The organism is Dolichospermum sp. UHCC 0315A (assembly GCF_008121535.1).
Lineage (GTDB): Bacteria > Cyanobacteriota > Cyanobacteriia > Cyanobacteriales > Nostocaceae > Dolichospermum > Dolichospermum lemmermannii.
In genome coordinates, this window is record NZ_CP043056.1 from 3,614,351 (window position 1) to 3,627,016 (window position 12,666).

2 protein-coding genes are annotated in these 12,666 nt (G+C 39.5%); both read left to right on the forward strand.

The genetic code is table 11. From position 1 onward, the window contains the following. Positions 1–29: 29 nt before the first annotated feature. Complete coding sequence (locus BMF77_RS17390) at positions 30–11,642, forward strand: type I polyketide synthase (protein ID WP_210422219.1); 11,613 nt, start codon at positions 30–32, stop codon at positions 11,640–11,642. Positions 11,643–11,700: 58 nt separating this feature from the next. Beyond that, positions 11,701–12,633 (forward strand): cyclopropane-fatty-acyl-phospholipid synthase family protein, encoded by a 933-nt coding sequence (locus BMF77_RS17395; RefSeq protein ID WP_015078936.1) that lies wholly within the window; start codon positions 11,701–11,703, stop codon positions 12,631–12,633. Positions 12,634–12,666 lie beyond the last annotated feature (33 nt).

Below are 12,666 nucleotides of genomic sequence, written 5' to 3' on the forward strand. Positions count from 1 at the left end.
GACACAGAGGAAGAGGGGAAGGAGAAAAGATGGAGTTGGAGATATCAAGTAACTATAAGTCTGTCCAAGCTAGGGTGTTTAAGGCACTGAATGAAGCGAAGGAGAGATTAAAAGCTGTTGAAGCTCAACAAAGCGAACCGATTGCGGTTGTGGGTTTGGGTTGTCGTTTTGGTAAAAATATTTCCACTCCTGAAGCTTTTTGGTCTTTTCTCAAAGCTGGTGGTAATACACTCACGGATGTACCTAGCGATCGCTGGAATGTGTCTGATTTTTATGACTCAGATCGTAGTAAACCCGGCAAAATCTATGTATCTCAAGGCGGTTTTCTCAATGACGTGTCGATGTTTGACGCGCACTTTTTTGGGATTGCACCGAGAGAAGCTTTGCATATCGATCCTCAGCAACGGTTACTTTTAGAAGTTGGCTATGAGGCGTTAGAAGATGCTGGTATGGCTGCGCCTACTGCCAGAATCGGCAAAACCGGTGTTTTTATTGGCATCACAAACAATGATTATGCTCGTCTGATTGCACCGGGAGGAGATTATAGCACAATAGGGGCTTATCATATCTCTGGCAACCATATAAATGCTGCTGCTGGACGCATTTCTTATCTTTTGAATCTCAATGGCCCTAGTTTGGCTATCGATACGGCTTGTTCTTCTTCACTGGTAGCAGTGCATTTAGCTTGCCGTTCTTTGCGCTCCCAGGAATGTCGGCAAGCTTTGGTGGGGGGAGTAAACCTAATTCTCACCCCGGAAGTGCCGATCGCCTTGTGCAGAAATCAGATGTTAGCTGCTGACGGTAGGTGCAAAACCTTTGACGAAAGTGCTGACGGATTTGGGATTGGTGAAGGTTGCGGAGTTGTTGTTTTAAAAAGGTTGAGTGAAGCCTTAGCAGATGGCGATCGCATTTGGGCGTTAATTCGAGGAACATCTGTCAATAACGATGGTGCCAGTGGCGGCTTTACTGTTCCTAATGGACCTATGCAGACAGATTTAATTCGTGATGCTCTAGCTGACGCTCATTTAAGCGGCAATGCTATTGATTATGTCGAGGCTCACGGTACGGGTACATCTTTAGGAGATCCGATTGAAATTAAAGCGATCGCTGATGCTTTATGTGTCAATCGCTCTCCATCCCAACCTTTGTTAATCGGTTCTGTCAAAACAAATCTTGGTCATCTAGCGGCGGCGGCGGGGATTTCTGGCTTGATCAAGACTATATTATCTATCTATCATGGCGAAATTCCGGCACATCTCAATTTCCAAAAACCAAATCCTCACATTAATTGGGATAGCATACCTCTGCACGTGGTGACACAGACTCGCCCCTGGACTCAAGGCAATGGCAAGATAAAAGCGGCTGGAGTCAGTTCTTTTGGAGCATCGGGAACAAATGCTCATGCAATATTGAGTGAACCTCCGCAAGTACAATCCTCAACTAAAACAACATTTCCTGTACTGGTAACTCTGTCTGCTAAAGATGAAGAACGATTGCGTCTGTTGGCTGCTAACTTTGTTAATTATATTGACCAAAAACCGGAAGTTAACTTAACTGATATCGCCTTTTCTTTAAATACAGGTCGTTTTCATCATAAACAGCGATTAACTTTATTAGTTTCCAATACTGCTAGTTTTAAAGAACAACTTCGAGCTTTTGTTAATGGTAATGACCGAGAAGCTAATATCATTTACGGTGAGGTACGAGTAAATACTAAAATCGCTTTCGTTTGCAATGATGCAAGAACTATATTTCCAGCGATGGGGAAAGAGCTTTTTGTAAATGAGCCTGTATTTCGTGATGCTTTGATGCAATGCGATCGCCTATTTCAAAACTATTTAAATTTCTCTATAGAAGACTTACTTGATAACAATCAAGATATAAACGATCCTTTATATGTTCACCCAACATTATTTGCGCTGCAATATGCTCTTTGTGAACTCTGGAAATCTTGGGGAATCCGCCCTTCTGCAATTTTAGGGAATGGTTTAGGCGAATATATTGCTGCTCAACAAGCTGGAATTTTTTCGATTGGAGATGCAGTTAAATTAGTGGCAACTCGCGTTCATTTATTTAGCGAGCAAAGTGGAGAAAAAGAATTTTTAGCTTTTCAAAAAGTAGCTGAAGAAGTTTCTTATCGTAATCCACAACTCACTTTAATTTCTAATAATGGTGAGGTTGCTAATAATTATATTAAAACTGCTGCTTACTGGTTGCAACAGCTACATCACCCAGACAATATTGAAAAAGGGATTTTTACCTTACATCAGATGGGCTATCAAATATTTCTAGAGATTGGAAATCAGCCCATAAATAATATCGTTCATAGTAAATTACCAGCAAATGAAATCCTTTGCTTATGTAGTTTAGCAAAAGATTGCAGTAATTATCAGCAAATCCAAACAGTCATAGCTGAACTATATGTAAGAGGAGTAAATATTAATTGGCAAGAATTCCATCGCTCTCGCTCAGGACAAAAAATTAGTTTGCCCAGTTCTCCTTTTATTCGCAAACGCTACTGGGTAGATGCTATTAAATCAAATCGCTCTGGACACCCTTTATTAGGCGATCGCTTCCCCTCTCCCCTCTCTTCTATTCAATATCGAGCTAGTATTAGTCAGAACAACCCAGAATTTTTAACAGAACATCAAGTTTTTGGTAAACCGATATTTCCTGGTGCAGCTTTTATTGAAATGGCGTTAGCAGCGGCACAAAGCCAAGCTGTAATTTTAGAAAATATCGAATTTCAAAAAGCACTATTGCTGCAAGAACAAGAGGATACATTACAGTTAATTATTGAACAAAATTTTTTTCAAATATATCAGCAAAGTAATAATAATTGGGATGTACTTGTTACCGGGGGAATTGATAGTTTAAATATACTAGATGCAAATCGCCAAAATCTAGAACAAATAGTTGCTAACTGTCCAGAGCAGATGGAAATTAATTCATTTTATGAAAGATATCAAAAATCAGGAGTTAATTACGGCAGTAGCTTCCAGATCATTAATAAGCTTCAACGTGGCAAAAATAGTGCATTTGCTAAAATCAAGTTAACACAAATTCAGTGTCTAGAAGCCGAAAAATATAAGTTCCATCCAGTAATGTTGGATGCTTGTTTTCAGGCGATCGCTGCAATTTTATTTCAGCAAGAATCATCTGTAACTTATGTCCCAGTCCGCATTGCTAAATTTCAATTCTTCAAGTCCCCAGGTGCTAGTGTCATCAGTGCAGCTCGACTAACTAAAAATTCTAATAACTATATTATCTCTAATATTGATATTTATTCAGAACAAGGTGAGTTACTAGTAGCAATTACAGGATTTGAACTTAAATCAGTTCAAAGTCAAGAAATTATCCGCCATCAAATCCAACCACAATCTTACATAGAGGAGTGGATTACTTTAGCATCATTGTTACCTGATGGTAGAGATTATTTACTAAACCCTGATGCCATTAAAACTCTAGTTCAACCCCAGCAATTAGAACAGCAATTAGCTGAAAAATTGTACCAATATGAACGCTTGCTTGAAGAAATGGAAACTTTAAGCGTAAGTTATATATGGGAAGGTTTAAAAGAGCTTAACTGGCAACCCCAATTAGGTCAAATTTATCCAGAAGAACAGATTGCTACTCAAGGTGGAGTTGTTGATTTTTATCGTCCTTTATTGTCGCGGTGTTTAGCAATTCTAGCTGAAGAAGGAATAATTACTCAGCAAAAAGATGGATGGTTATTAGCAAAAGAACCTGTTATATCTTCATCTCAATTACCAATTCAACAACTACGTAGCGAATTTCCTGATTACCTTGCAGAAATTAATTTGATAGAACGTTGTGGTTCGGCTTTAGCTGCGGTAATGCGCCGCCAAATTGAGCCATTAGAATTACTATTTCCCCAAGGCGATTTGAATGCGATCGCATCTGTATATTCTGATGCGGCTGGTGCTAAGTTGATGAATGAACTAGTCGCAGCCACAATTAAAACTGTAGTAGCAAATTTACCAACAAATCGACAGTTACAAATCCTCGAAATTGGAGGGGGAACAGGCTCAAGTACCGCAGCAATTTTACCACATTTACCTCCAGAACAAATTGAATACACATTTACCGATATTTCTTCTAGCTTTTTAACCAGAGCCAAAGAAAATTTCAGTAATTATCCCTTCATTAAATATCAAACTTTAGATATAGAAAAAGCCCCCATTTCTCAAGGATTTCTACCTAGTTATTTTGATATTATTATTGCTGCTAACGTCCTTCATGCCACAGCAGATATTAATGAAACCCTTAATAATGTCCGTTCTTTACTAGCTCCTAATGCCATACTCATACTATTAGAAAGTACCGGAGCGCGTCCTTGGGTAGATTTAACCTTTGGGTTAACAGAAGGATGGTGGTTATGCAGTCAAGATCCGCACCGCAATGGTTATCCATTAGTAGATACAGAACATTGGCAAAACCTACTCGCCAAGCATCAATTTACAGAAATTAACATCATCGAACCAACCAATCCAAAGACACGGAACCTATTACAACAAAGCGTAATCATCGCCAAAAGCAGCCTTCCTTCTCTATGCACCTCTGTGTCTTGGCGCGAAATAATCTTTGCTGACACTAACGGAATTGCTCGCAGTTTAATCACCCCATTCCAACAGAGAGGAATTACTTGTTCCCTCATCTCCCCTCAAGACATTAACCCCGATAACCCCGACGATTACCTATCACTATTACAAAACCTGATAACACCAGAAACCCGTGAAATCATCTACCTCTGGTCATTACAAGAAATAGAAGGCGAAATTTATCAAGCTGTAGAAATTCATTGTAGACGTTTTCTATTTCTACTTCAGGCATTATTACAACAAGAAAATCCCCCCGCACTCATTCTTGTTACTCAAGGGTCTGTACCAGCAAAAGAAATCACAACCTTAACTTCTCCAGCCCAATCTTCCTTATTAGGAATGGCTTTAAGCTTAGTTCTAGAGCATCCCGAACTAAATTTTAGAGCGATTGATTTAGATCCTCATGCACAAGATTTAGGAGAAAGATTATTTAGAGAAATCCACAACAACACCCAAGAAAACCGCGTCGCTTTGCGGGGCGAACAACGCTTCTGTCCGCGTTTGGTAGAGCGCAAATTAGCAGATGGAAACATCAATTTCCGTCAAGATGGCTTTTATCTAATTTCTGGTGGTACAGGCGGATTAGGTTTAGCCACTGCCCGATGGATGATAGAACATGGCGCGTGCCATTTAGTATTGTGCAGTCGCAGTGGTGCAAAAGCTCTCAATCCTGAAATTCTAGCAAGTCTGCAATCCATTAACGAAGACATCCAAATTAAAGATGTTGATGTCACAGATGCCGAGAAACTGCACGCCCTACTAGAAGAATGCCGATCGCAATATCCGTTGCGAGGAATTTTCCACATCGCTGGCACTTTAGACGATACAACATTACTGCGACTGACACCAGAACGTTTCAACTATGTTCTCGCCCCCAAGGTGAAAGGAACTTGGCTACTGCATCAACTAACCCTGAACGATACCTTAGATTTCTTTGTTTGTTATACCTCTGCTGTGTCGCTCATTGGTTCGGCGGGACAAGCTAATGCTGCGGCTGCGAATGCCTTTGAAGATGCCTTTACCTATTATCGTCATGCACACAATTTACCAGCTACAGTCATCAACTGGGGTCCGTGGAGCGAAATCGGTGCAGCAGTCGATCGCAATGTCTTAGAAAGATTAGCAGCCAAAGGTTATGATGCGATTGCACCAGATTTAGCACTCAATACTCTAGAAAAAATTCTGTTTAATCAAATTGTACGTGCTGGTGTAATTGCTATTGATTGGCAACGTTTTCCATACATTAATCAAAGCTTTTATCAAAACTTCTTACCCCAAATCAAACCTAAATCTCAAACTGCATCCAATCTTTTAGAACAGTGGCAAACCATACCTGTAAAACAGCGTCGTGATTTACTTATCCGCCAAATTAGTTTGCGAGTTTGCACTGTATTAGGACTATCAACTCATGAAGTATCTCCCCAACAAGGCTTTTTTGACATGGGAATGGATTCTCTCACTTCCACAGAACTTCGCAATCTTCTGCAAACAGATTTTAATTGCTCTCTACCCACAACAATCGCTTTTCGGTTTCCCAATGTGGAAACTTTAGCAGATTATCTCCTGCGGGAAATTTTAGTTACCTCTGACGTGCAAACTCCTGTACAACAACTAATACAAGAAGTTCCCCAAATCCAAATTGAAAAATATACCCCCGAAAAACCGCAACAGGAAGAAGATCCAATTGTGATTGTAGGGATGGCTTGTCGATTTCCTGGCGGTGCGAATGATTTGGAATCATTCTGGCAACTTTTAGAACAGGGGAAAGATGCAGTCAGAGAAATTCCCAGCGATCGCTGGGATATGCAAGCATGGTATCATCCCGATCCAGATACACCAGGAAAAATCTATTCTCCTTACGGAGCATTTCTAGAGCAAATAGATCAATTTGATGCCGAATTCTTTGGCATTGTCCCCCGCGAAGCAGTCGCCATCGATCCTCAGCAACGCCTACTATTAGAAACAACTTGGCAAGCCTTAGAATCTGCTGGGCAAAACCCCCAAAAGTTACGCAACACTCAAACAGGGGTTTTTGTGGGGGCGATGACTCAAGACTATGCCCAGTTGAGTTACGCACCAGAAGCAATTAACGCCTATACTGGTTCTGGCACTTCTCTGAGTGTAGCTGCCGGTCGTATTTCGTATGTGCTGGGCTTGCAAGGTCCATCAATGACAGTTGATACTGCTTGTTCTTCTTCTTTAGTAGCAGTACACCTAGCCTGCAATGCTTTGCGTAATGGTGAGTGTGACATTGCCTTAGCGGGTGGTGTGAATATAATTTTAACTCCGGTAATTTCCTTAATTGAAAGTCGCGCCCATATGCTTGCACCTGATGGACGTTGCAAGACTTTTGATGCGAGTGCTAATGGTATGGTACGGGGCGAAGGCTGCGGGATGATTGTTCTCAAGCGGTTGAGTCAAGCCGTTAAAAGTGGCGATCACATTTTAGCTAAAGTTCATAGTACAGCCGTAAATCACGATGGATCAAGTAGTGGTTTGACTGTACCTAATGGTGATGCTCAAGAAAAATTATTACATCAAGCATTAAAGGCGGCGAAACTCAACCCAGAGCAAATAGATTTTATCGAAGCTCATGGTACTGGGACAGCTTTAGGCGATCCGATTGAATTAGAAAGTATGGCTGCGGTATTTGGCAAACGTCTCCAAAATCGACCTTTAATTATTGGTTCTGTCAAAACTAATTTAGGACATTTAGAAGGAGCAGCCGGAATTGCTGGGTTAATTAAAACTGTTTTAGCCCTACAACATCACAAAATTCCTCCCCATCTTCACTTTCAACAACCCAACCCCCGTTTTGATTGGAGTTCTCAGATTTTTGAAGTTCCAGTACATGGAAAAAACTGGCATCCTAGCCAACGAGAACGCATTGCTGGAGTAAGTTCTTTTGGATTTAGTGGTACTAATGCTCATATTATTGTTGGAGAAATTGCATCTAATTCTCCACAGCCATCTGAGCAGAAATTTTACCTCCTGCCGCTTTCGGCTCGTTCTCAAAAATCTCTCAAAGAATTAGCAAAAAATTATCAATACGCTTTAAATGAATCTGTGAATTTCGCAGATACTTGTTTTACTGCCAGTACAGGAAGGGCTATTTTCCGGCATCGATTGTGTGTCTTGGCTGACTCAAATACTACAGCCGAAAAAGCACTTGCTGATTTCCAAAAAGGTGAAGATTCTGATAATTTAATTACTCCAATTACATCAGAAACTCAAACAAAAGTAGTTTTCCTATTTTCAGGACAAGGTTCTCAATATTCAGGGATGGGACAAACTCTTTACAACCAAGAACCCGTCTTTAAAAATACTCTGGAACTTTGTGACAACATTCTGCAACCTATTTTAGGAAAGTCGCTCTTAGATTTAATTTTTCAATTGCAAAATAGTGAACAGCTAGAACAGACTCAAATCACACAACCAGCCCTGTTTTCACTGGAATACGCACTTGCGAAATTATGGCAATCTTGGGGAATACAACCTGCTGCCCTTTTAGGACACAGTATTGGTGAATATGTCGCCGCTTGTTTAGCAGGAGTCTTTTCTTTAGAAGATGCTTTGCAGTTAGTTGTTCAACGCGGTCGCTTGATGGGAGAACTACCGCATAATGGAGCAATGGCAGCAATTTATGCTGATTATCAAACAGTAGCCGATCATCTGACTCCCTATGCAAATCAAGTAAATATTGCCGCAGATAATGGTGCAATTAATGTTATTTCTGGCTTGAGTGAAATTGTTGAACAACTAGAGAAATCATTTATGGAGCAAGGTTATAAAACTAGACGTTTGGCAGTATCTCATGCTTTTCATTCTCCTTTAATGGAGCCAATCCTTGATGATTTTGCTAAGATGTTACAGCAAGTTTCTTTCCATGAACCAAGCCTGAATATTATTAGTAATGTCACAGGTAAACCAATTGGCAAAGAAATTGCTACTGCCGGTTATTGGCTGCGCCATCTTCGCAATACTGTACATTTTGGTCAAGGATTTAAATTGTTAATTGACAGTGGTTATCGCCATTTTTTGGAGTTAGGACCAAAGCCTGTGTTATTAGGTATGGCGCGGCTAAATTCTCAAAGCAAAGAAATATTATGGCTACCCAGCATTGTACCTGGACAAGATGAACAAGCCCAGATGTACAGAAGTTTAGCAACACTTTTTGTTAATGGTTATTCTATAGAATGGACAGAGGTATTTAAGCAAGTCCAGCGGGTTCTTTTACCTACTTATCCGTTTCAACGAGAACGTTATTGGTTATCAAATCCACAATTTTTTGTAAGTGATATTAAGACTAAACTGCATCCTTTTATTCATGAGGTTAAAAAGCTAGCTACAGGAGAAATTATTGTTGAAGGAGAGATAAGTTCTGAGTATCCAGATTATCTGGAAGGACACAAGGTATTTGGAAAAATCTTGTTTCCGGCTACGGGTTTTATTGAAACGATTTTAGTAGCTAGTCGGCAAATATTTACTGATGATTTGGCGATTATTCAAAATGTTGCTATTCATCAGGGGTTAGTTTTATCTCAATCTCAAACTAAATTGCAACTGATTTTTAAGTCTAAGAAGTCGTCTGGCTATAGTTTTGAGATATTTAGTAGTGATTCAGCAAAAGATAGTTGGGTACTTCATGTTACGGGTGAGATTAACGTTAATGAAAGACATGAAAAGCTCACACACAGACGCAGAGACGCAAAGGATGAAAGAAGGGAATCTGTAGATATAGCCAGATTTTATGAGTTTTATGAGCAGATGGGAATTAGCTATGGTCAGCGTTTTCAGGCTATTCAAGAACTCAGGTATTTTAGCAGTAGTTCTCAGGCTAAAATTAGTATCGATCGCAGTTTGGTAGATCGGCGATATTGTTTGCATCCTGTGCTTTTAGATGCTTGTTTACAAAGTATTGGCGCGGCTTTCCCAGAAATTCACGGTCAGGAATTGCATTTACCTTATGGTTTCTCTTCTCTAGAATTATTTGGCAATCCTAGTACTCAAGCTTGGACGCACATTGAGATTAAATCTCAGATTGATGGTGAAATCTGTGTAGATGTAGAGGTTTATGATGAGCAAGAACAGCTTTGCGCTCGGTTTACAGACTTAACAGCACGGCGGATTAATCCAGCAGTTTTACAACGTTTATGGCAAGAAACTGAAAATAATTGTTTTTACCAGGTGCAATGGCAAAAGCTTGATTCAGTTTCAACTATTACAGGAAACTCTCAACATTCATGGTTAGTGTTTGTACGTCCTAGCACAGCTTTGTATCAGTCGATTAATTTATTGCAAAAAGCTGGAGAAAAAGTTATTACTGTAGAACTTAGTGATGATTATAAACGTCATTCTCTAGAAAGTTTTGTCATCAATCCATCTCGGAAATCTGATTTTCAACGTTTATATCAAGAAGCATATCCATCGGGTGAATTTCCTACGGGTGTGATTTTTGCTTGGGAAACTGTACCTAATGAAGCAAGTGCAGATACAGTTTACAAGAGTTGTAATGCTGTATTGTATTTAATTCAAACTATTACTAGTAATATGAAAAAATTACCTGATTTATGGTTAGTAACTCGTGGTGCGAATCGAGTTTTATCTGAAACTTATTTGCAACCGGAACAATCTCCGCTTTGGGGATTAGGAGCAGTAATTAATCATGAATATCCCCAAATTCGTTGTGTATGTTTAGATTTACCAGCAATTGTAGAATCTCATGAAGCTGAATTTTTGTTCAACGAATTTCATACATCAGGCAGTGAGTCACGCCTAGCTTTACGCCGAGGAAACCGTTATGGAGCAAGGTTAGTATCTGCAACAATTCCCGCAGCCCAAAAACAGCAATTAGTTAGCAAAGAGGGAGCTTATTTAATTACAGGTGGTTTGGGTAAACTTGGCTTGCTCATGGCTCAGTGGTTATCACAAATGGGAGCTAGCCATTTAGTTTTGTGTAGTCGCCATGTCAAATCTCAACCAGAAGCGATCGCCTCATTAACTAAAAATGGTACACAGATTACAATTGTCAATGCTGATATTACCTCAGCCGCAGATACGGAACAGCTATTCTCCCGTTTTGGCGCGGATTTACCCCCCTTACGCGGAGTCATTCACGCGGCGGCTGTCCTTGATGATGGGCTTTTAACTAATCAAAATTGGGAAAAATATCAAAATGTTATGCGTCCCAAAGTGGAAGGCACTTTATTATTAGACCGCTACACCCGCAATCTATCTTTAGACTTTTTCATAGCCTTTTCTTCTGCTGCTGTAATTCTAGGTTCACCGGGACAAAGTAGTTACGCTGCTGCTAATGCTTTTATGGATGCTTTAATACAGCAACGACAAAGTTTAGGATTACCAGGTATTAGTATCAAGTGGGGCGCATGGGATACAGGGAATAAAATTGAAAAACAACGTTTTGCTAATTGGGGTATTCACAGTATGCCTTCTGATACCGCTATCAAATATCTCAGTGACTTAATTCTCAGCGACGTTGATCAAGGAATTATTCTTGATATTGATTGGTCTACTTTTAATCAAGCTTTTAACCTTAATCAACCATTCTTTGCCGAAGTAATTACAACTAAAGCAGATAGCAAAGAGGCAAAATTATTAGAACGATTAAAGTCTGTATCTATAGATGAGCGAGCAGAAAATTTATCGCAAGGAATTGAGCAAATTTTACGCGAAGTTACCGGATTATCTGCTAGTAGTGTGATTCCTCACCACACCTCATTTTTAGAGTTGGGTTTAAACTCGTTAATGGTACTAGAATTTAAAAATCGACTGGAAAGTAATTTAGCTTGCACTTTACCTACATCTATAATCTTTGATTATCCTAATATTGCGAGTCTCAACATTTATTTGCAGAAAGAAGTGTTAGCAGATTCTGTTGATTTTGAGATAAAATCAAATGAATCTAGTGAGATTGTCAATCCTTATGAAAGTCTCAATGAAGATGAGTTGGCTATACTACTTAATCAAAAGTTAGCGGAGCTTGAAGAATATGGTGATTAAATATTAAAGCTAAATTTCAGTGCGTCAAAAATTTTTAATTGATAAATAGGAGAGTAAAGTGTTGGAAAATATTGGTAAAATCCCCTTCAACTATGAATGGCGCAATCGCTGGATAATCATCAAAGAATTTATCCAGAATCCACTTCAAGAACTTTGGTTTTTACGAGATAAATTTGAGGTATCTGAACTTTATACTAGGATAGCTAAACGAGAGTGTGATCTTCACGATCCCAATGTTCCCCAATGGCTCAACTTTGGCTATTGGCAAGAGGAAACGACTTATAACGGAGCCTGTGCTGCTTTAGCCCGGAAATTGGGAGAAATTGCCAAACTTAGCCCTGGAGACAAAGTTTTAGATGTCGGCTTCGGTTTTGCTGAACAAGATATACTCTGGGTGCGTGAAAACAATGTAGATGCAATTACTGGGATAAATACGACAGAAATACAAGTAGAAATTGCTCAAGAACGAGTAGCTAAGGCGGGATTATCTGAACGTATAAATCTTCAGGTGGGTTCGGCAACTAACATTCCTTGTGAGGACAATACTTTTGATAAAGTTACAGCTTTAGAATGTGCTTTTCATTTCAATACTCGTGAAGATTTTTTTGCGGAAGCATTTCGAGTTTTGCGCCCCGGTGGAAAGTTAGCATTAGCTGATTGTCTGCCAAGAGTAGGACGAAATATTGACTTTTGGCTGCGCGTCAATAGCAAGAAAATGTGTATTCCTTTTGTTAACCAATATGACCGCAATATTTATGTTGAAAAACTCAAAAAACATGGATTTGTAAATATCCAAGCTGTATCAATTAGTGAATATGTTTGGCCTGCTGCTGTGCGTTACTTTGCTGAGTCCAGTAAAGGCATTAGTAAACACGATTTAGTGATCAATCTCCAGCAAGATAATCCAGGTCTTGAGGCTTGGTCGAGAGATAGAGGTTGGTTTATGGCTTTTGATGATTATCTTTTATTTTCAGGGGAAAAACCGGATTAGATATTACCAGACAATCAAAAAATCGCGGACAAA